Origin of the sequence: Vibrio ziniensis (genome assembly GCF_011064285.1) — a bacterium.
Classification (GTDB): Bacteria; Pseudomonadota; Gammaproteobacteria; order Enterobacterales; family Vibrionaceae; genus Vibrio; species Vibrio ziniensis.
Genome location: NZ_CP049331.1, coordinates 713,540 through 734,245, shown reverse-complemented (window position 1 = coordinate 734,245; position 20,706 = coordinate 713,540). Strand labels below are relative to the sequence as shown.

Annotated in this window: 19 protein-coding genes; 3 read left to right on the top strand and 16 right to left on the bottom strand. The window is 43.0% G+C overall.

Annotation, left to right across the window (positions count from 1 at the left end):
* Positions 1–2 precede the first annotated feature (2 nt).
* The 7 genes from hscA to trmJ form a co-directional block, all read right to left on the bottom strand.
* Complete coding sequence (gene hscA, locus G5S32_RS03310; RefSeq protein ID WP_165310476.1) at positions 3–1,856, bottom strand: Fe-S protein assembly chaperone HscA; 1,854 nt, start codon at positions 1,854–1,856, stop codon at positions 3–5.
* Positions 1,857–1,876: 20 nt separating this feature from the next.
* A complete protein-coding gene (gene hscB, locus G5S32_RS03305) occupies positions 1,877–2,392 on the bottom strand; it encodes a co-chaperone HscB (RefSeq protein ID WP_165310475.1) in 516 nt (171 codons plus the stop codon).
* Between the two features lie 64 nt (positions 2,393–2,456).
* A complete protein-coding gene (gene iscA / locus G5S32_RS03300) occupies positions 2,457–2,780 on the bottom strand; it encodes an iron-sulfur cluster assembly protein IscA (RefSeq protein WP_165310474.1) in 324 nt (107 codons plus the stop codon).
* A 65-nt stretch (positions 2,781–2,845) separates the two neighbouring features.
* Positions 2,846–3,229 (bottom strand): Fe-S cluster assembly scaffold IscU, encoded by a 384-nt coding sequence (gene iscU, locus G5S32_RS03295; RefSeq protein WP_102942912.1) that lies wholly within the window; start codon positions 3,227–3,229, stop codon positions 2,846–2,848.
* A 36-nt stretch (positions 3,230–3,265) separates the two neighbouring features.
* Entirely contained in the window at positions 3,266–4,480 is a 1,215-nt protein-coding gene (locus G5S32_RS03290; protein ID WP_165310473.1) for an IscS subfamily cysteine desulfurase, read from the bottom strand.
* Positions 4,481–4,507: 27 nt separating this feature from the next.
* Entirely contained in the window at positions 4,508–5,029 is a 522-nt protein-coding gene (gene iscR / locus G5S32_RS03285; RefSeq protein ID WP_165310472.1) for a Fe-S cluster assembly transcriptional regulator IscR, read from the bottom strand.
* Between the two features lie 113 nt (positions 5,030–5,142).
* A complete protein-coding gene (gene trmJ / locus G5S32_RS03280; RefSeq protein WP_165310471.1) occupies positions 5,143–5,874 on the bottom strand; it encodes a tRNA (cytosine(32)/uridine(32)-2'-O)-methyltransferase TrmJ in 732 nt (243 codons plus the stop codon).
* Between the two features lie 179 nt (positions 5,875–6,053).
* Between trmJ and suhB the strand changes: the two genes are divergently transcribed.
* Positions 6,054–6,857 (top strand): inositol-1-monophosphatase, encoded by an 804-nt coding sequence (gene suhB / locus G5S32_RS03275; RefSeq protein ID WP_165310470.1) that lies wholly within the window; start codon positions 6,054–6,056, stop codon positions 6,855–6,857.
* Between the two features lie 79 nt (positions 6,858–6,936).
* Here the strand turns inward: suhB and G5S32_RS03270 are convergent, their stop codons facing one another.
* From G5S32_RS03270 to queA, 6 genes are all read right to left on the bottom strand, one after another.
* Positions 6,937–7,485, bottom strand: a complete 549-nt coding sequence (locus G5S32_RS03270) for an isochorismatase family protein (RefSeq protein WP_165310469.1) — start codon at positions 7,483–7,485, stop codon at positions 6,937–6,939.
* Between the two features lie 77 nt (positions 7,486–7,562).
* Positions 7,563–8,510: a protein translocase subunit SecF gene (gene secF, locus G5S32_RS03265; protein WP_165310468.1), complete on the bottom strand. Its 948-nt coding sequence runs from the start codon at positions 8,508–8,510 to the stop codon at positions 7,563–7,565.
* A 14-nt stretch (positions 8,511–8,524) separates the two neighbouring features.
* A complete protein-coding gene (secD, locus tag G5S32_RS03260) occupies positions 8,525–10,378 on the bottom strand; it encodes a protein translocase subunit SecD (RefSeq protein ID WP_165310467.1) in 1,854 nt (617 codons plus the stop codon).
* 20 nt (positions 10,379–10,398) lie between these two features.
* A complete protein-coding gene (gene yajC, locus G5S32_RS03255) occupies positions 10,399–10,731 on the bottom strand; it encodes a preprotein translocase subunit YajC (protein WP_165310466.1) in 333 nt (110 codons plus the stop codon).
* A 138-nt stretch (positions 10,732–10,869) separates the two neighbouring features.
* Positions 10,870–12,009 carry a tRNA guanosine(34) transglycosylase Tgt gene (gene tgt, locus G5S32_RS03250; protein ID WP_165310465.1) on the bottom strand — a complete coding sequence of 380 codons (1,140 nt, stop codon included), beginning with the start codon at positions 12,007–12,009 and terminating at the stop codon, positions 10,870–10,872.
* A 156-nt stretch (positions 12,010–12,165) separates the two neighbouring features.
* Positions 12,166–13,224 (bottom strand): tRNA preQ1(34) S-adenosylmethionine ribosyltransferase-isomerase QueA, encoded by a 1,059-nt coding sequence (gene queA / locus G5S32_RS03245; RefSeq protein WP_165310464.1) that lies wholly within the window; start codon positions 13,222–13,224, stop codon positions 12,166–12,168.
* A gap of 254 nt (positions 13,225–13,478) precedes the next feature.
* Between queA and G5S32_RS03240 the strand changes: the two genes are divergently transcribed.
* Entirely contained in the window at positions 13,479–13,928 is a 450-nt protein-coding gene (locus G5S32_RS03240) for a CBS domain-containing protein (RefSeq protein WP_165310463.1), read from the top strand.
* Positions 13,929–14,210: 282 nt separating this feature from the next.
* A complete protein-coding gene (locus G5S32_RS03235; RefSeq protein ID WP_165310462.1) occupies positions 14,211–16,145 on the top strand; it encodes a methyl-accepting chemotaxis protein in 1,935 nt (644 codons plus the stop codon).
* Between the two features lie 313 nt (positions 16,146–16,458).
* On the opposite strand, the gene G5S32_RS03230 is transcribed toward G5S32_RS03235, so the two are convergent.
* From G5S32_RS03230 to aceA, 3 genes are all read right to left on the bottom strand, one after another.
* Positions 16,459–17,751: a GGDEF domain-containing protein gene (locus G5S32_RS03230; RefSeq protein WP_165310461.1), complete on the bottom strand. Its 1,293-nt coding sequence runs from the start codon at positions 17,749–17,751 to the stop codon at positions 16,459–16,461.
* A 95-nt stretch (positions 17,752–17,846) separates the two neighbouring features.
* The gene (locus G5S32_RS03225) at positions 17,847–19,010 is read right to left on the bottom strand and encodes an EAL domain-containing response regulator (RefSeq protein ID WP_165310460.1); all 1,164 of its coding nucleotides are present in this window, start codon (positions 19,008–19,010) and stop codon (positions 17,847–17,849) included.
* Positions 19,011–19,347: 337 nt separating this feature from the next.
* Positions 19,348–20,652 carry an isocitrate lyase gene (aceA, locus tag G5S32_RS03220; protein ID WP_165310459.1) on the bottom strand — a complete coding sequence of 435 codons (1,305 nt, stop codon included), beginning with the start codon at positions 20,650–20,652 and terminating at the stop codon, positions 19,348–19,350.
* Between the last annotated feature and the right edge of the window lie 54 nt (positions 20,653–20,706).

The window sequence follows — 20,706 nt, the reverse complement described above, 5'->3', positions numbered from 1 at the left end:
CTTTAAATCTCGTCAACAGAATGACCAGCCAATGCTGCGCGTATGGATTTATCCATTCGGCGCGACGCAAAATCTTGGCTCGCTTTGTCGGTATCTTTTATCCCTTGCTCGATAGCATCAGCATCGTCACCGTTACGTAATTCGATCAGTGATTCAATAGCTTTAAGTAGAAGTTGTCGCTCATCTTCACTTAGTAATTCATCACCATCCGCATGCATTGCTGCAATCAGGCCTTCAATTACTCGATCAGCTTCAACGCATTGTTCCATCAACGCTCTTGCTTGCATATCTTCTTTAGCAAAAGCCATAGAATCACGCAGCATTTGGGTTACTTCATCATCGCTTAAACCGTAAGAAGGTTTAACCTGAATCTCGGCTTGTACGCCTGTGCTCTTTTCCATTGCTGTTACAGATAACAGACCATCCGCATCCACTTGATAAGTAACGCGAATATGTGCAGCGCCCGCTGCCATTGGAGGAATGCCTTTTAGTGAAAAACGCGCCAGTGAACGGCAGTCATCCACAAGCTCACGTTCACCTTGCACAACATGGACACTCATCGCTGTTTGACCATCTTTGAAGGTGGTAAATTCTTGTGCTCTAGCGACAGGAATTGTAGTGTTACGCGGAATGATTTTTTCCACTAAACCACCCATGGTTTCAATACCCAGAGAAAGTGGAATCACATCTAACAACAACATTTCTGAGTCAGGCTTGTTGCCAGCCAAAACGTCGGCTTGAATAGCAGCACCAATCGCAACCACTTCATCGGGGTTAATACTGGTTAATGGCGTGCGTCCGAAGAACTCACCTACTTGCTCACGAACAAACGGAGTACGAGTAGAACCACCAACCATCACAACTTCTAATACTTCATCCGCCGATATTTGCGCATCTTTGAGTGCACGGCGACAAGACATCAGCGTCTTCTTCACTAATGGCTGAATGAGCTCATTGAACTGTTGTTTGGTCAGTACGCCAGACCAATCAAGGACATTCACATCCACTTGGTCATTATCTGACAACGCAATTTTCGCAGCCGTTGCAGCATTCAATAGTGCACGATGTTTATCCGCGCTTAGCTTACCTTCAATGCCCATTTGCTCTTGAAGATAATCTGCAATCAGATGGTCAAAATCGTCGCCACCTAGCGCTGAATCACCACCCGTTGCTAATACTTCAAACACGCCTTTTGACAAACGTAGAATAGAGATATCAAACGTACCTCCACCCAAGTCATAAACGGCAATTACGCCTTCTTGGCCAGAATCCAATCCGTAAGCAATAGCGGCTGCCGTTGGTTCGTTAAGTAGACGCAATACATGTAACCCAGCCAATGCAGCCGCATCTTTTGTAGCTACACGCTGAGCGTCGTCGAAGTAAGCAGGAACTGTGATTACCACACCCGCTAGCTCACCACCTAAGGTGTTTTCAGCACGTTGACCTAGCGTTCTTAAAATATCTGCAGAAACTTGAATCGGATTTAGATCACCGTGAGGTGTTTGCATAATAGGCAAACCATTTTCACTGGCTTTAAACTGATATGGCAGATGTGGGTAACGAGACTGAATGTCGGTCAATGAACGACCAACCAGTCTTTTAACCGAAATGATAGTATTTGTAGGATCGGCTTGAGCGTTGTCGCGAGCTTCGTAGCCGACAACTTTTTCCTCTCTGGAATAAGACACAACAGAAGGCAGGATGCTTCGTCCTTGCCCATCAACTAAAGTGGTTGCTGTGCCGCTTCTCACCGAAGCCACTAACGAGTTGGTGGTTCCTAAATCAATGCCTGCAGCCAGTTTGTGCTGGTGCGGTGCAGAACTTTGACCAGGTTCTGCAATTTGAAGTAATGCCATCTATGGGTCCTTTTTTAGAATTAGTCGAGAAGCTTGTCTTCGACTCGTTCTATTTCATTTTTTAATTTGGCAATAAATTTGAGCTTGCGAACGGTATCAGCTGCGGTGTCCCACTGTTGACCGTTAAGCTCTTGCTCTACTTGGTTAAGGTGCTGTTTATACATTTTCTCGACTTTACTATCAAAGTCGAACAACGCACTTTCCGGATCAGAGCTTTCGATAATTGCTTCAAGTTCTTCACGCAGCTCCAATTGTTCCATTAAGAACATTGGGTCTCGAAGAGTTTGCTGCTCACCACGAAGTTCAACACCGTTGAGCGAAAGCAAATATTCTGCGCGAGAGATTGGGCTTTTTAAAATTTGATTGGCATCGTTAATCTCTGCCGTCTTTTGTACCGACATCAATCGGTCACGCTCAGAAGCCGTGGCAAAGTTATCTGGATGAAAACGCTTTTGCAACTCACGGAACTGAGAAGAAAGAAGGCTACCATCCAGCTGAAACTGAGTTGGTAGCCCAAATAATTCGAAATAATTCATGGTGATATTGGTCCTTTAATTCGATTTAAGGTGAGCACTTACTCACCCTAAATTCAGAGAACTCTTAGACGTTGAAGCTTTCACCACAACCACACTCGCCTTTCGCATTTGGGTTGTTAAATTCAAAGCCTTCATTCAAGCCTTCTTTTTTGTAATCCAGCTCGGTGCCGTCTAGGTAAACCAAGCTTTTCGGGTCGATGATAACTTTCACACCGTTATCTTCAAATACTTGGTCACCGTCTTCAAGATCATCAACGAATTCTAGTACGTATGCCATACCTGAACACCCCGTCGTTCTTACGCCTAAACGTAAGCCGATACCTTTTCCACGGTTTTCCAAAAAGGTTCTAACTCGGTGTGCTGCTGTTTCAGTTAGGGTAATGGCCATACTGCTACCTTTGGGTCTTCTGTTAATTTAAGCGGGAGTAGCAAAACGCTACTCCCAATTACTTATTATTGTTGATGTTTTTTCTTGTAATCCGCTACAGCGGCTTTAATTGCGTCTTCTGCCAAGATTGAGCAGTGAACTTTAACTGGTGGTAGTTCTAGTTCTTCCGCAATTTCAGCGTTTTTAATCGCTGCTGCTTCATCAATTGACTTACCTTTCACCCACTCTGTTACAAGCGAGCTTGATGCGATAGCACTACCACATCCGTAAGTTTTGAATTTTGCATCTTCAATGATGCCTTCTGGAGATACTTTAATTTGTAGACGCATTACGTCACCACAAGCAGGAGCACCAACCATGCCGCTACCTACTGATGGGTCTTCTTTATCGAATGAACCAACGTTACGTGGGTTCTCGTAATGGTCTATTACTTTTTCACTGTATGCCATGATAGTTACCTCGAATCCTCTATATCGCTGGAAAGATTAATGATGAGCCCACTCAACAGTGCTCAAATCTACCCCTTCCTTATACATGTCCCACAGAGGAGACATCTCGCGTAATTTGTTGACAGCTACACGAATCAATTCAATCGCATAATCGATATCCTCTTCTGTCGTGAAACGACCGAATGAGAAACGAATTGAGCTGTGAGCCAATTCATCATCAAGACCAAGAGCACGTAGTACATACGATGGTTCAAGGCTTGCTGATGTACATGCACTGCCTGAAGATACCGCAAGGTCTTTCAGAGACATAAGCAGTGATTCACCTTCAACAAAAGCAAAACTGATGTTTAGGTTGTTCGGTAGACGCTGTTCTAGATCACCGTTGATCGAAACTGCTTCCATATCTTTGACGCCAGCGAGTAGACGATCACGCAGAGTTTTTGCGTGGTCGTAATCTTGTTGCATCTCTTGTTTTGCAATTCGGAATGCTTCACCCATACCCACGATTTGGTGAGTAGGAAGTGTACCAGAGCGGAAACCGCGCTCATGGCCGCCACCGTGCATTTGTGCTTCCAGACGGATACGTGGTTTACGACGTACGTATAGAGCACCAATCCCTTTAGGACCGTAAACTTTGTGTGCCGACATAGAGATAAGGTCAACTTTCATCTCTTGAACGTCGATTGGCAATTTACCCGCAGACTGTGCTGCGTCTACATGGAAAACAATTTTACGTGAACGACAAAGTTCACCGATAGCATTGATATCTTGGATAACACCGATTTCATTGTTCACATGCATGATAGAAACAAGAATGGTGTCATCACGCATTGCTGCTTCTAGTTTGTTTAGATCGATAAGGCCGTTTGATTCTGGATCTAGGTAAGTGACTTCAAAACCTTCACGCTCTAACTGACGAGTCGTATCAAGTACAGCTTTGTGCTCAGTTTTGCAGGTAATGATGTGTTTACCTTGTTTTTGATAAAAGTGAGCAACACCTTTAATCGCCAAGTTGTCAGATTCTGTTGCACCTGATGTGAAGATAATTTCACGAGGGTCTGCATTTAGTAAATCTGCAATTTGCTCACGCGCAGTATCTACGGCTTCTTCTGCCTGCCAGCCATAACGATGTGAACGAGATGCTGGGTTACCGAAGGTACCATCCATCGTCATGTACTGAACCATCTTTTCAGCAACACGTGGATCTACTGGGCAAGTTGCTGAATAGTCTAAATAAATCGGCAGTTTCATTTTCTACTCCAATGTAAAACGTCGTTCTTAGGAACGAACATTAATACCTACGGGTGCCGCACCAATGGTGACTGTGTTCGAATTTTTGTGTGCAATCCCGTGGTTAATCGCAAGATCGATATCTTGACGATCTGAAATTTCTAGTACTTCGTTATCAACCATCAACTCACCTAGAGTGATATTGTTAAGGAAGTCACTGATGCGAGAACTTAAATCACGCCACAGTGTATGTGTTAAACAGCGAGTACCACCTTGGCATCCGCCTTTGCCATGACATTTAGTCGCGTCAACCGATTCATCAACCGCTGCAATCACAGTGCCGATTGAAATCGCATGGCCATGTGCACCTAGTCGGTAACCACCACCAGGACCACGAACACTAGCCACTAAACCTGCTTTACGTAATTTCGAAAACAGTTGCTCTAAATATGAAAGCGAAATGCCCTGACGCTCTGAAATATCAGCCAGTGGTACTGGGCTTTGTTGCGAATGCAGAGCCACATCTAACATGGCTGTTACCGCATATCTTCCTTTAGATGTAAGTCTCATATCACACCGTATCCACATTGATTATGTGGTTGGAAGTTTCACATACCCGACCAATATGGTCAAGTATTTATTTGACTAAAACACTCAAGTATTTAACCATTCAATAACAATGGTTATTTTTTATCCCGCAAGCTTTTCCCAACCGCAGTCAAAACACCACGTAAAATATTGAGTTCTTGAGCTTCAGGACGCGCGCGATTGAATAGGCGACGAAGTTTATTCATCACTTGGCTTGGCTGTGTCTCTGATATGAATTGGGTTTCAATCATGACTTTTTCAAGGTGCTCATAGAACATTTCCAGTTCTTTGTGACGAGGATATTCTTCCTCCGCATGAGACGAATAATGCGATTGAAGCTGATTCAAATGAGCTACACGGATTTCGTAACATAGCGTCTGCACCGCCATTGCTAGGTTCAGAGAGCTGTATTCAGGGTTTGCAGGAATGCTAACGTGATAATGACAAGTTTGCAGCTCTTCGTTACTAAGCCCAGTACGCTCTCGACCAAAAACTAAAGCGACAGGATGTTTTTGTCCTTCGATTGCAAATTTCTCACCGCATTCACGAGAGTCTAGTATCGGCCATTCCAACGTTCTTGAACGCGCGCTAGTACCAACCACTAGACCGCAATCTTCTACTGCTTCTTCTAAACTTTTAACAATTCGAGCATTGAGTGCGATTTCGCTTGCGCCAGCAGCTAAAGCGATAGCTTGAGCATCCACTTCACATTGAGGATCAACTAAAACCATTTCGCTGAGACCCATTACTTTCATAGCACGAGCAGCAGAGCCTATATTGCCAGAATGAGAGGTTCCCACTAAAACCACTTTAACATTGCTTAACATGATGTTTTTACGCTACTCAATTTATAACCGCAGAATCTTAACATAAACCTGAGTAAAATGGTCAGAAGCTTAACATCCCCAGAACCGAACGAATAAAAAATAACCACTTCCATTTTGATAAACATTTGGTATACTGCGCACCGCTTTTTTCGTTCTTTAACATCCGTTGGGAAATCCGTATGCATCCAATGCTAAACATTGCTATTCGCGCTGCGCGTAAAGCAGGCAATCACATTGCTAAATCTCTAGAAACTCCTGAGAAAATCGAAGCCTCTCAAAAAGGCATGAACGACTTTGTTACTAACGTAGACAAAGAAGCTGAAAACCTTATCGTTGCTACGATTAAAAACTCTTACCCTGAACACTGCATCGTTGCAGAAGAAGGTGGTCTGATCGAAGGTAAAGATCAGGATGTACAATGGATTATCGACCCACTGGATGGCACTACAAACTTTGTAAAAGGTTTACCTCACTTCTGTGTTTCAATTGCAGTTCGCATTAAAGGCAAAACAGAAGTCGCTTGTGTTTACAACCCAATGCTTAACGAGCTTTTTACAGCTCAACGTGGCGCTGGTGCACAGCTAAACAACGCTCGTATCCGTATCAAACCGATTAAAGACCTGCAAGGTGCAGTTCTAGCAACTGGTTTCCCATTCAAACAAAAACAGCATTCAGAATCTTACATGAAGATAATGACGTCTCTATTTGTTGAGTGTTCAGACTTCCGTCGCACAGGCTCTGCAGCTCTAGATTTATGTTACCTAGCATCTAACCGTGTCGATGGTTACTTTGAGCTTGGTTTGAAACCTTGGGATCTTGCAGCTGGTGAACTGATTGCTCGAGAAGCAGGTGCAATCCTTACAGATTTCGCTGGCGGTACTGATTACATGAAATCAGGCAACATAGTTGGTTCTAGCCCACGCGGCGTGAAAGCGATTCTTCAACATATCCGTGAAAACGGTAACAGCGCGATCTTGAAATAAAAGCTCCGTCACAGCTGATTTATTAAAGAAAGCCCCGACCTATATGGTTGGGGCTTTTTTATATCTGAAAAATCGAAACTTATAGCAGATTGAGCAGATCTTCTGTGGTGCCTGTTTCAGCTAGACGTGGGAAAATAGACTTTATCGAATGTGCATGATTATCAAGATTCGAATCCGTCATCGCATCGGTACAAAGTATCACGTTATACCCTAATTCGAATGCCTGCCTTGCTGTTGACTCAACGCCAATACTGGTAGAAATGCCGATCACGACAACCTGAGTAACACCCAGCTGTTTGAACTGTTGATCAAGATCGCTGTTGATAAATGCCCCCCAATTTCGTTTGGTTAGCAATATCTCGCGCTCATCTCGAACTAATGCTTCAACCAAGGCACTCCACTTTTCATCCATAGTCCTTGCTGGCATAACCAAATCGATTCTACCCGCGGCACCACCAGCGACGTTAACCAACACCACAGGTAATGATGCAGCGTGAAAAGCTCCAATTAGCTTATTGGCATTCTGGATGACAGACTTAACATCCTCTTCTTGGGCAAGTGCGACAATTCCGTTTTGCAAATCAATCACGATTAATGCGGTTTTATCATCAAGCTGAGCAATGGCCATCTCGCCTCCTTTTAACGGATTAATCCAAAATATTCAAAGCAAAAAAAAGCCACTGTAATCAGTGGCTTTCATATCAACTATGGCATATCGTCGAATTCAGCACCTTCTTTCTCCACTTGAGGAGTAAGTAAGTGCTCACGTGTGATACCCAATTTCAATGCTAGGGCAGAAGCCACATAAATTGAAGAGTAAGTACCAACAGTAATACCCAATAGCAATGCCATTGCGAAGCCGTGAATCATAGCCCCACCTTGAACAAACAGTGCGATAACTACAAACAATGTGGTACCAGAAGTAATCAAAGTACGGCTTAATGTTTGAGTGATTGAGCTGTTCATGATTTCAGCAGAATCACCTTTACGCATCTTACGGAAGTTCTCACGGATACGGTCAAATACCACTATGGTATCGTTAAGTGAATAACCCACAACCGTTAGCAATGCTGCAACGATAGTTAGGTCTACTTCAACTTGCATCAATGAGAAAATACCTAGCGTGATGATAACGTCGTGAGCCAATGCTAAAACTGCACCCGCAGCCAAACGCCATTCGAATCGCATAGATACATACAGAAGAATACACAGCAGCGAGACTAAAATCGCCAAACCGCCGGCTTCTGTTAGCTCGTCACCTACATTAGGACCAACGAACTCAATACGGCGCATTTCTACCGCTTTACCCGTACCTTCTTTAATTGCGCTTAGGATTTGGTTACCTAAAGCTTCACTTGCCACATTTTCACGTGGGCGAAGACGAACCATCACATCTTTAGCGGAACCAAAGTTTTGTACTGTTGCGTCACCGAACCCTTTAGCTTCAAGCGCAACACGAATTTCTTCAAGGTTTACTGGCTGTTCGAAACCAACCTCGATCAATGTACCGCCAGTAAAATCTAAGCCCCAATTCAGCCATTTTGTCGATAGAGTAAAAATCGAAGCACCGATCATTAGAATCGAGAAAACGAATGCGAACTTCGACCAACGCATAAAGTCGATCGATTTATCTGTTTTCAGAATTTGAAACATACCAATTCCTACCCTTAGATCGACAACTTGTTAATGCGTTTACCACCGTACAACAAGTTGACGATACAACGAGTGCCGATAATTGCAGTAAACATTGAAGTTAGAATACCGATAGACAGAGTTACCGCGAAACCTTTGATCGCACCTGTACCTACTGCAAACAGAATGATAGCAGTGATTAGGGTTGTGATGTTCGCATCGGCGATCGTACTGAATGCATTAGCATAACCTTGGTGAATCGCTTGTTGGGGGTTACGCCCATCACGCAGCTCTTCACGGATACGTTCAAAAATCAGTACGTTGGCATCCACCGCCATACCGACAGTCAATACGATACCCGCGATACCCGGTAGAGTCATTGTTGCACCTGGAATCATAGACATTACACCGATGATCAACACAAGGTTTGCAAACAGTGCTACGTTCGCGATCAAGCCAAACTTACGGTAGTAAAGTAGCGTAAACAGCATTACTGCAACCATACCCCATACACACGCTTGAATACCCATGTCGATATTCTGTTGACCCATTGATGGACCAATGGTGCGTTCTTCTACAATCGAGATTGGCGCAATCAGAGCACCAGCACGCAGTAGAAGTGCAAGGTTATGAGCTTCAGCTACTGAATCAATACCCGTAATACGGAAACTACGGCCTAACGCAGATTGAATCGTTGCTTGGTTAACCACTTCTTCATGTTTAACTAAGATAACTTTACCTTCTGGAGTCTTACGACCGCTGTCTTTGTATTCTGCAAATACTGTAGCCATTAGCTTGCCAATGTTCTTTTTAGAGAACGCTGACATTTTCGCGCCACCTTCACTATCCAGTGAGATGTTTACCTGCGGACGACCATATTCGTCGGTGCTTGAACTCGCATCCGTGATGCTTGAACCACCAAGAATTACACGTTTCTTCAGCACAGCTGGACGGCCATCACGGTCAAACTTAACTTCACTACCCGCAGGTACTCGGCCCGCAGCAGCAGCAGCTAAATCGGCCTTGTCATCCACTTCACGGAATTCAAGTGTCGCAGTTGCACCAAGAATCTCTTTCGCACGCGCTGTGTCCTGAACACCAGGAAGTTCAACTACGATACGAGTTGCACCTTGACGTTGTACCAAAGGCTCAGCAACACCCAGTTCGTTTACACGGTTGCGTAGGATGCTAATGTTCTGTTCAACAGCATAGTTACGGATTTCTTGTAGACGAGTTTCAGAGAATTGCGCTTTCAGAACGAACTGGTTGCTCTCTTCAGAAGCAATAAACGTCATATCGCGATGTTTTGATTCTAAAGAGGCTTTCGCTTGAGCTAGCTGCTCTGCATCACGTAACACCACTTCAACGGAATCTTTAAGAGGACGAATTGCACGATAGCGAATTTTGTCTTCTCGCAGTTCACTGCGGAATGCTTCTTCTTGCTGAGTGACCAATTTTTCCATCGCTGCGTCCATATCCACTTCCATTAAGAAATGAACACCGCCGCGAAGGTCAAGACCAAGCTTCATAGGCGCTGCGCCTATTGCTTCAAGCCAATCAGGAGTTGATGCTGCAAGGTTTAATGCCACGATCGTGTCTTTACCCAGAGCTTCGCTCACTACATCGCGAGCACTGATTTGGGTGTCAGTGTCATTAAATCGAACAAGAATAGATCCATTTTCAAGACCAATGGATTTATGAGAAAGCTGCGCTTCATCAAGCGCCTTAGTGACAGAATCCAGCGTTGACAGATCTACAGAGGCGCCACGCGCCCCTGTAATTTGAATGGCTGGATCTTCACCGTAAATATTTGGAAGTGCATACAAAGCTGAGATGGCAATAACGAATACCACCATCAAGTACTTCCATAACGGATAACGGTTTAGCACAGAGAAGATCCTCTAGCTGTTTATAGAGATTTCAGCGTACCTTTTGGTAATACTGCTGTAATGAAGTCTTTTTTAAGAACGATTTCGTTGTTCTCGTTAAGTGCAATAGAAACATAATCGTTGTCTTCTGCAATTTTAGTAATGCGACCAACTAGTCCACCACTGGTAAGAACCTCATCACCTTTAGTCATAGAAGCCATTAGGTTTTTATGCTCTTTTACGCGCTTAGATTGTGGGCGGTAAATCATGAAGTAGAAGATTACCGCAAACATGCCAAGCATGATTAGCATTTCAAAACCACCACCAGCTGGAGTGCCAGCAGGAGCCGCGTGTGCTACAGAAATTAGACTCATTGAGAAATGTCCTCTAAGTTGTTTTGTCTAGTGTGAAATCTATTGGGTTGCGCAACGCTGAATTCAAGTCAGGAAAGAGATAAATCCAACTTAGCGCACGAAATTACATTAATGCCAGCACGTATGCTGGCATCAACATTAAGCTTTCTCTTTTTGTAGAGGTGGAACTTCACGATTACGACGTGCGTAGAACTCTTCTACAAATTGATCGAAACGGTCTTCATCAATCGCAGTACGGATACTTTCCATCAAACGTTGGTAGTAGCGTAGGTTATGAATGGTATTCAGGCGTGCACCCAAAATTTCATTACAACGATCTAAGTGGTGAAGATACGATTTCGAGTAATTTTTGCAAGTGTAACAATCACATTGCGGATCTAATGGAGAAGTATCCGTTTTATGCACCGCGTTACGAATCTTAATTACACCGCCAGTAACGAATAAGTGACCATTACGTGCGTTACGTGTTGGCATTACACAGTCGAACATATCGATACCGCGACGTACACCTTCCACTAAATCTTCCGGTTTGCCAACGCCCATTAAGTAACGAGGTTTGTCTTCTGGTAGTTGTGGACACGTGTGCTCAAGCATACGGTGCATGTCTTCTTTTGGTTCACCAACCGCAAGACCACCAACAGCATAGCCATCGAAACCAATTTCAGTCAGACCTTTAACTGAAATATCACGCAAATCTTCGTATACGCTACCTTGAACAATACCGAACAGATTGTTCGGGTTTTCAAGCTTGTCAAAATGATCACGAGAACGTTGTGCCCAACGAAGAGACATCTCCATTGATTTCTTCGCTTCATCATGAGTTGCAGGGTATGGCGTACATTCATCGAAGATCATCACGATGTCTGAACCAAGGTCTTTTTGGATTTCCATCGACTTCTCAGCGTCCATGAAAATCTTGTCACCGTTTACAGGGTTACGGAAATGCACACCTTCTTCAGTGATTTTACGAATATCACCAAGGCTGAATACTTGGAAACCGCCCGAATCCGTTAGGATTGGACCTTGCCAGTTCATGAAATCATGTAAGTCACCGTGCATTTTCATCACTTCTTGACCAGGGCGTAACCAAAGGTGGAAAGTGTTACCCAGTAGAATTTGTGCGCCAGTATCAGCCACTTCTTCTGGTGTCATACCTTTTACCGTACCGTAAGTACCTACAGGCATAAATGCTGGCGTTTGCACTGTGCCACGTTCAAAAGTCAGTTGACCGCGACGCGCATTGCCATTTTTCTTTTTTAGATTGAATTGTAGTTTCACAAAGCCTCCAAATGTCAGAGAAACAGTCTGACGGATTGATACCCACACCTATTGTCACACCAAGAAATGGCATTACATAAACACTAGCATGGGTATAAACAGCTACCCGGAAAAGTGTCCAGATAGCCTCAAAAATAATTTACCAAAAAGGCGCTTTTAGCTTTGATTCGTTCTCTTTGTTATGAACATCGCATCGCCGTAACTAAAGAAACGGTACTGCTCTTTTACAGCGTGATCATAGGCCGCCATAGTATGCTCGTAACTGGCGAATGCACTTACTAACATAATTAACGTTGATTCAGGTAGGTGGAAATTGGTAATCAAACAATCCACTAACTGATATTGATAACCTGGGAAAATAAAGATCTCAGTATCACCAAAGAATGGAACCAACTCAGTGCCTTTGCTCAACGCGTCTTGCGCTGCACTTTCTAACGAACGAACAGAGGTTGTACCAACAGCGATAATACGTCCACCACGCGCTTTCGTTGCCGAAATAGCATCCACTACGTCTTGTGGTACTTCTACGTATTCAGCATGCATGTGGTGATCATTGATGTTGTCTACACGAACAGGTTGGAACGTCCCCGCCCCAACGTGCAAAGTCACGTATGCAAATTCAACACCTTTTGCTTTGATCTGCTCAAGCAAAGTTTCATCGAAGTGCAAACCAGCAGTCGGAGCCGCAACCGCACCCGGTTTTTGGTTATAAACCGTTTGGTAGCGCTCTTTGTCTGCATCTTCATCTGGGCGATCGATGTAAGGAGGCAGAGGCATATGTCCGATCTCATTTAAAATCTCCAATACGGCTTTCTCATCCGTAAAGCGAATTTCAAACAGAGCATCATGACGAGCAACCATCACCGCATGGTATTCATCGTTTTCACCCAGATACAATTCTGTATTTGGTTTTGGCGGCTTAGAAGAGCGAACGTGAGCAAGAATCGAGTGTTCATCAAGCATGCGCTCAACCAATACTTCTAGTTTTCCACCTGAGGCTTTACGGCCAAACATACGAGCAGGAATAACACGAGTATTGTTAAACACTAAAAGATCACCCGGCTCAACCAAGTCGAGGACATTTTTAAAGGTACTATCAGTGAGCGTACCCGTATTACCGTTCAACTGCAGCAAACGGCTGGCTGTACGGTCTGCTTTTGGATAACGAGCAATAAGCTCGTCTGGAAGTTCAAAATGGAAATCTGAAACTTGCATGACTGTATATTCGTTCTCTTTTGGGTTTAGCGATGAATCTTTTCGCGGCGCGGTAGTATATACCTAAGCAACCGCAAGATACAGGATTGTGCACCCTGAACGACTAATCTCAAGGCAATAGTTTGTAATCAACGATGAATTGCGCCAATTCGAGATAAAAGTTGGGCAAGCTCTCAGTTATTTATCCGCAGAAAAACTATGCTTTAAACAAGAACCAAAGAGTTATTACAAGCCTGAAGTGATAGGAGTTGGATATGATTAAAGTCGAAGACATGATGACTCGTAATCCCCATACTTTACTGCGTTCAAACACTCTATCTGATGCTAAACACATGATGGAAGCATTAGATATTCGCCACATTCCTATTGTTGATGCAGAAAAGAAACTACTGGGTGTTGTGACTCAAAGAGATATTCTTGCCGCTCAAGAATCTAGCCTACAAAAATCATCTAGTGTTCACTCCTACACGGATGACTCACCACTCAATGAAATCATGCATTCGCAAGTGATGACGGTTTCGCCGCAAGCTGGGCTAAAAGAAAGTGCAATGTACATGCAAAAACATAAAGTTGGTTGCTTACCAGTCATAGCTAAAGGAGAACTAGTCGGCATCATTACCGACAGTGATTTTGTTTCAATTGCGATTAGCTTACTTGAGCTACAAGAAGAAATTGAACCAGAAGAAATCGAAGACGATCTTTAATGATCTAAAGCTCCTACCTAAAACTCCATTTTTGAAAGGTTAATATTCACTAATATTAACCTTCACTTCCCTGCCCTACTTCCTAATTGCCAGCTTATGTCAGAATCATCCTACCATTGGCGTAGGATTTGTTTTTTTTAACCATTCAGCATGTCATACAAAGGAATTTAAACCTTATATATCAATAAATTAAACAAAAACATCAGCACTTGGTATTTTTGGCTGATGGTGACTATTTGTATAAAATTTGCCTAATTCCGTTTGTCCATAAAGAAGAAACACATGCTAAATCGAATCACTAAGGTATCGTTTAAAATTTATTTAATCATTACCTTTACGACACTTTCAACGCTGATCATTTCAGGCGTTGCTTGGTTCGCGATCAAAAACATTCAGTCTGACTTCAACGATTTCAGAGATGTAAACCAAAACGCTATTCAAGCAAGTAACGTTCAAGAACACATGCTAACCGCACGTATTCGAGCATTAACGTTCCGCTCAAGTGGTGATGAGAAACACTTCAATGATTCAGTTCATGAGCTAAAAGCAACGGAAAGCATCATTCAAGAAGAGATCAACACAAGCAAAACTCAGCAGCAAGTGGCTCTTCTTACCAGCATGAAGAAAAACGTAAGTCAGTATGAAGTTGAACTGAACGAAGTGAAGCGCTTAATGCAGCGCAGAAATGAGCTTGTTCGTAAAAACCAGTCTGTGACTGAAGAGCTGCAAAAACACATTGGCTTAGTTCGTGCTGCCAGCCTAAATGAAAGCATGGAGCTTTTTGAGCATGTAATCGAAACGGAATATCAATTTACTATTGCTCTGCAACACGCCACTGACTTCCTCGTTGATAACGAAGAAAACGATTTTGAACTCTATCAGAGTGCCTTTGCTCAACTGCAAAAAATGATGGAAGAATTCAATAACGAATATCCTCAGTACCGCAATGAGACCGTTAAGAAACAGATCGCTGTGTTTAACAATAATATCAATGAAATTTTCAGCATCATTGGTAAACGTAATGAAATTTGGAATGTCAGCCTAGCTAAATTGGGTAACGAAATTACCGATAACATTGTGAACATTAAACAGCACTCGTTTAATAACCAAACGACTCTGGCTCAAAAAGTATCTGAACTGTCTGACAACGCGATCACTGCCGTTATTACTGCGCTTCTGATCTCACTGCCTATCGTGATGGTTATTTGTCAGTTGGTTACACGCAGTATCACAGGCCCGATCAATACGACTAAGAACATTATTGAGCGCATGGCAAACGGCGAGCTGCATGCTGAACATTCTGTTGAAGGTGCTGATGAAGTTGCTCAAATGCGTCGCTCTTTGGGTCAAATGGAACAGAAGTTCTACAGCACGGTTCAAGAGATCACGCAAAACTGTGAAATGCTGGCTTCCGCTTCAGAGCAGTTATCAGCTATCAACCACGAAGTACTGCAAAGTTCTATGACTCAGCAACAAGAGACCGATCAAGTTGCTACGGCAATGAACGAAATGTCTGCTGCGATCAACGAAGTGGCAATCGGTGCGAACACCGCATCTCAAGAAGCAGAATCTGCAACAGAAGAAGCAAACAAAGGCATGTCTGTGATGTCTTCGTCTATGGAACAAATAAGCTCCCTCGCTCAACAAATGGGCGACCTTAGCGCTGAGATTTCTACCCTTCGCACAGGCACAGAAGAAGTGGGTGATGTAATGGACGTGATTCAAAAAATTGCCGAGCAAACCAACCTTCTGGCTCTCAACGCAGCAATCGAAGCCGCTCGTGCTGGTGAACAAGGCCGTGGTTTTGCGGTTGTTGCTGATGAGGTACGTCAGCTAGCACAGCAAACTCAGAAAGCGGTTGAAAAAATTGAAGATCAAATTACGACGCTGCAAAACAACACATCTCAAGTTGTAGAGTCGATCAATGCAAGCCAGATCATGCTTGAAGAGACAGTGACACAAGCAGAATCAGCGAACGTAGCATTCTCTACCATCACAGACAGCGTTGCACAAACCAACAACCTGAATACGCAAATTGCTACTGCAACAGAAGAGCAAAGCACAACAGCCGAGATGATCAGTGAAAGTATCACCGTCGTTCGTGACAAAGTTGATCAAACCGTAAACATGGTGTCAGACAGCAACCAAGCTTCACAAGAGCTGGCTAAGATGTCGGTTACTCTTGCTGAACTAATGCGTTTCTTCAAACTGAAGTAAGCACAACGAGTCCATTGAAAAAAACAGCTGGATAATCTATCCGGCTGTTTTTTTATCTACGATTTATCGCCAACTTTTATGGCTCTCAATTGGAAATCTATTACGCCTTCGTCAATACAAATCATGTCTTGCAGGCAGTTTCAGTATTCAAATAGATCAATAACAATCCAACCAAACAAGACTATCAGTGCTGTCTAGCCATAGTAATGTAGTAAGCGCAAAGGCATTTCTAAACAAATAGATTTGGGGTAATAAAAAAGCTGCCCAAGGATATTAGGCAGCCTTTGAATAATACTTTTAGTGCTGAAGTGTATTAACGAATATGAAATTTAGGAAACAGATCTTTGTCGCGATAAAGGGCTTTATCGGCTTTTATAATTGCTTGCTGGAGACTGCCCAGCTCCGATTTATACGCAACACCAACAGAAACTGAAACATGGGTGTTAAAGGGCTCTAACGCTGTCTCAGTAACGACATCTTTTAACTTTTCTGCGAACTGCTTAGCTTCTTCAAGCTCACACGTTGGCATAATAACAAGAAACTCATCCCCACCGCTGCGAACCAGATAATGCTCATCTTCAAACACCGCTCTCATCGCGTTAGCAATGTGCTTAATAGCACTGTCACCAACAGCATGACCATGCAAATCATTAATGCGTTTAATTTTATTGCCATCAATCGCAATAATACTGGCACTCCTGCCTTCAACCGATTCGATAAAGTTGCCTTCTTTAAAAATTCGTCGATTGTATAGACCCGTCAATTCATCTTCATTGGCAGAGATCAGCACTTCTTTTAAGCGTGTCTTGCGATAGCGGGATTCATCCCATTTCCAATAGATAAAAAATCCACACACAAAGAAAATCAGCCAAAGCCAAAAAAACTCCACGACAGCCAAGGACTCTGACAGGCGATAAACGATCTTAGTTCGGTTAGATAAAATATGCTCGCGACTAATAGAGCGCCCAAATGTGAAGCCTGAATGTTCAAATATAATGTTCTTATAACTATTGGATTTCTCTGTTCTATAACTCAGTCCATATCCCCAATTACTGGGAATATGAAAATCGACAACAAAGTCACCAACAATCTCTTTAGTAAAGAAATCCTGGACGGGCGATGCCATTGAAATAACGTAATTATTAGACAGCATGTCTTTATAGACGGGAGATACAATCACTCTGTCTTTCAGTTGGAATGGTCTAGCATAAATAGAACACGTTTCCGTTATAATGCAACGTTCATGACTAAACAGTGCTTCAGAAATCGGAAAGTCACTGACCCATTTATGTGTGAATATCTTTTTACCTTCGTAAGAACGGAAATACATAAACACATCTTTAGAATCAAATAACGAGGGAACATATTTGCTACTAAGTTGCATCACTCGGATGATATCTTGCTCATTCTCGGTTAGCTCTTTATGTCCCTCAACTGCATAGCTGTGAACTTCATAGTTATCGAGCTCAGCATCTTTCACTAGCACTGGCAGTTGACGCTCAGTTTCAGCTAACAAGCCAAGCAGAATCATTTTTTGCTTTTTAATCTCTAAGGTTTTGACTATGGAATTAAAATTAGCAAATTTGCCATCGATAAATTTGTCCATGTTGATCACCATAACAGCATAAAACAACAAGGTACTGACAAGTAGGGCAATCGCCGAAATTCTAAAGTAACGCATCATAGTTTAGAGAGCGCCACTTATTGTTGAGCAATATCTATAAAGCTCAGCGCTTCGATAGGCATTGGTCTACCCGTGAAGTAGCCCTGACAAACATCCACACCGAGATGGTGCATCAGCTTCCACGTTGCATCATCTTCAACGCCTTCGGAAACCAGATTTATATGCATACTTTTCGAAAGCGTGCACATGCTTCGGATAATGGACTGTTTGATTTCATCTCCAACACAGTTGAACACGAAGTTCTTATCAATTTTGATTTCAGTAAATGGCAAATGTGAGAGTTTAAGATACGACGAGCTGCCAGTGCCAAAATCATCAATCGAAATCCCCACCCCATACAAACGCATGCGGGTTACATTAGTGATCATTTCGATCGATTCTTTATAAATATCTTGCTCTGTCAGCTCAAGAGTAATGTAGCTAGGATCAACATCGTAGTCTTTACACTTATTCAGCAGATAATCAGCGAAGCTCGAAATTTCGAGATCTTGCTGAGTCACGTTAATGGACACTCGGCACTGAATTCTCTTTTCTGAAATATCTTCGAGCACATTGTCCAACACCACTTTGAACAAGTGATATTCCAAGCCACCATCATGTAACATAGGAATAAAAATGTCGGGAAAGATCATTCCCTTCGTCGGGTGAACCCAACGAGCAAGCGCTTCTAACCCCACCACTTTGCCTGTTGTGTAATCTAGTTGCGGCTGATAGTAGTTTTTAAACTGGCCTTCATAAAACGCTGCAGCCAGTTCGTCCATATCCACCGTTTTTAATTTCTGCTTAATCGCCGTTTTCTTGATAATTGCTTCTTTCTGAAACATTTCTTCTAGAAAAATATCTGCTACGGGTTTGTTCAGTTCATAAACATTTGAGAACCCAAGCTTCTTACTCATATAAGTTAATGAAGACACAATAGAGCTGCCGATACTACTGGTGATTGCTAGTGCACCTTGATAGCCAATATTGTCTAGATTACGAATAAGTGTGATGCCATCCATCTCAGGCATCATGATGTCACTAAATACAATATCAAACTGATGTTCAGAAACTGCATGCAACGCTTCCTGGCCACTGTTACAGGTCATCAGCTTAGTCATGCCGAATTTTCGAAGTTGGCGTTCCATTGCACTTAATTGGATTGGATTGTCATCGACAATTAAGGCGGATAGTTCTTTCATAGTTCTCTATTTATTTTTGTGCAGCTTGAATTTTGCGTTATTTATGCAACCTCACACTCAAATGAAGGCTATATAAAACACGAGGTAATTTCGGAATTGTTGATGTAGCAAAGGGCAAAGTCAAATAATGAACATTTGAGAAAAAATCGTAACAAATTGAATTTAAATAAAATAAAATCAATATCAAATACAAGACAACCCAATAAAAGAATTTTCCTACACACCACTTACAGTGAGTATTACGGAATGTATTGCTAGTTGTAACTATTTCACCAATAACAAAAGGAGCGGCCTAAGCCGCTCAATATTCATGCGCAAAAAATTATTATCAATGAATTTAAAACTGGTCTTCTTCAGTGGAACCAGTAAGGGCAGTAACCGATGAATTTCCGCCTTGGATAGTGTTCGTCATCTTATCGAAATAGCCAGTACCCACTTCTTGCTGATGAGCCACGAAGGTATAACCTTTTTCAGCCGCAGCGAATTCAGGACGTTGAACCATTTCAACATAGTGACGCATACCTTCACCTTGAGCGTAAGCGTGTGCAAGCTCGAACATGTTGAACCACATGTTATGGATACCTGCCAATGTAATGAATTGGTACTTGTAACCCATGTCTGAAAGTTCTTGTTGGAACTTCGCAATGGTTTCTTGATCAAGGTTCTTTTCCCAGTTAAACGATGGCGAGCAGTTATACGCAAGAAGTTGATCTGGGTACTGTTCCAAAATAGCTTCTGCGAATTTGCGTGCTTCGTCCAAATCTGGTTTTGCCGTTTCACACCACACAAGATCAGCGTAAGGAGCGTAAGCAAGTCCGCGCGCTATCGCTTGATCAATCCCTGCACGTACACGGTAGAAACCTTCGCTGGTTCTTTCGCCTACGATAAAGTCTGCGTCATATGGGTCACAATCGGATGTCAGCAAGTCTGCTGCGTTTGCGTCTGTACGAGCTATAACCAGCGTTGTCGTGCCTGCAACGTCTGCTGCCAATCGAGCTGCAACCAGTTTCTGTACTGCTTCCTGAGTAGGTACCAAAACTTTACCGCCCATGTGTCCACATTTCTTCACCGATGCTAATTGGTCTTCAAAGTGAACACCTGCAGCACCCGCTTCAATCATGGATTTCATCAGCTCATAAGCATTGAGTACGCCACCAAAACCCGCTTCCGCATCCGCAACGATAGGTAGGAAGTAATCAACGCCTTCTTCTGGTGTTACACCATTTGACCATTGGATTTGGTCAGCACGACGGAATGAGTTATTGATTCGCTTAACGACACTTGGTACAGAATCTACTGGGTAGAGTGACTGGTCTGGATACATAGTTGACGCAGTATTGTTATCCGCTGCAACTTGCCAACCTGAAAGGTAAATCGCCTCAATACCTGCTTTCGCCTGCTGTACTGCCTGACCACCAGTCAACGCGCCCAAACAGTTCACATAACCTTTTTTAGCACTGCCGTTAACCAGTGACCAAAGTTTGTCAGCACCACGCTGTGCAATAGTGTTAGCTGGAATCAGAGAACCACGTAGGTTCACGACTTCTTCAGCGGTATAAGTGCGTTTTACGTTGTTCCAACGAGGATTCGTTGCCCAATCTTTTTCTAACGCTTCAATTTGTTGGCGGCGAGTCAGTGTCATAATCTATCCCTCTTGGTATGAGCGTCCTTTCGCTATCAGTACGGCACACGCTGA

What these genes read in the sequence shown, in the direction of transcription:
- G5S32_RS03240 (WP_165310463.1), top strand. Translation starts at nt 13,479, where the DNA reads ATGATTAAAGTCGAAGACATGATGACTCGTAATCCCCATACTTTACTG.
- trmJ (WP_165310471.1), bottom strand. Translation starts at nt 5,874, where the DNA reads ATGTTAAGCAATGTTAAAGTGGTTTTAGTGGGAACCTCTCATTCTGGC.
- G5S32_RS03225 (WP_165310460.1), bottom strand. Translation starts at nt 19,010, where the DNA reads ATGAAAGAACTATCCGCCTTAATTGTCGATGACAATCCAATCCAATTA.
- iscR (WP_165310472.1), bottom strand. Translation starts at nt 5,029, where the DNA reads ATGAGACTTACATCTAAAGGAAGATATGCGGTAACAGCCATGTTAGAT.
- aceA (WP_165310459.1), bottom strand. Translation starts at nt 20,652, where the DNA reads ATGACACTGACTCGCCGCCAACAAATTGAAGCGTTAGAAAAAGATTGG.
- iscA (WP_165310474.1), bottom strand. Translation starts at nt 2,780, where the DNA reads ATGGCCATTACCCTAACTGAAACAGCAGCACACCGAGTTAGAACCTTT.
- queA (WP_165310464.1), bottom strand. Translation starts at nt 13,224, where the DNA reads ATGCAAGTTTCAGATTTCCATTTTGAACTTCCAGACGAGCTTATTGCT.
- G5S32_RS03235 (WP_165310462.1), top strand. Translation starts at nt 14,211, where the DNA reads ATGCTAAATCGAATCACTAAGGTATCGTTTAAAATTTATTTAATCATT.
- iscU (WP_102942912.1), bottom strand. Translation starts at nt 3,229, where the DNA reads ATGGCATACAGTGAAAAAGTAATAGACCATTACGAGAACCCACGTAAC.
- secF (WP_165310468.1), bottom strand. Translation starts at nt 8,510, where the DNA reads ATGTTTCAAATTCTGAAAACAGATAAATCGATCGACTTTATGCGTTGG.
- G5S32_RS03270 (WP_165310469.1), bottom strand. Translation starts at nt 7,485, where the DNA reads ATGGCCATTGCTCAGCTTGATGATAAAACCGCATTAATCGTGATTGAT.
- suhB (WP_165310470.1), top strand. Translation starts at nt 6,054, where the DNA reads ATGCATCCAATGCTAAACATTGCTATTCGCGCTGCGCGTAAAGCAGGC.
- G5S32_RS03230 (WP_165310461.1), bottom strand. Translation starts at nt 17,751, where the DNA reads ATGGACAAATTTATCGATGGCAAATTTGCTAATTTTAATTCCATAGTC.
- hscB (WP_165310475.1), bottom strand. Translation starts at nt 2,392, where the DNA reads ATGAATTATTTCGAATTATTTGGGCTACCAACTCAGTTTCAGCTGGAT.
- yajC (WP_165310466.1), bottom strand. Translation starts at nt 10,731, where the DNA reads ATGAGTCTAATTTCTGTAGCACACGCGGCTCCTGCTGGCACTCCAGCT.
- hscA (WP_165310476.1), bottom strand. Translation starts at nt 1,856, where the DNA reads ATGGCATTACTTCAAATTGCAGAACCTGGTCAAAGTTCTGCACCGCAC.
- G5S32_RS03290 (WP_165310473.1), bottom strand. Translation starts at nt 4,480, where the DNA reads ATGAAACTGCCGATTTATTTAGACTATTCAGCAACTTGCCCAGTAGAT.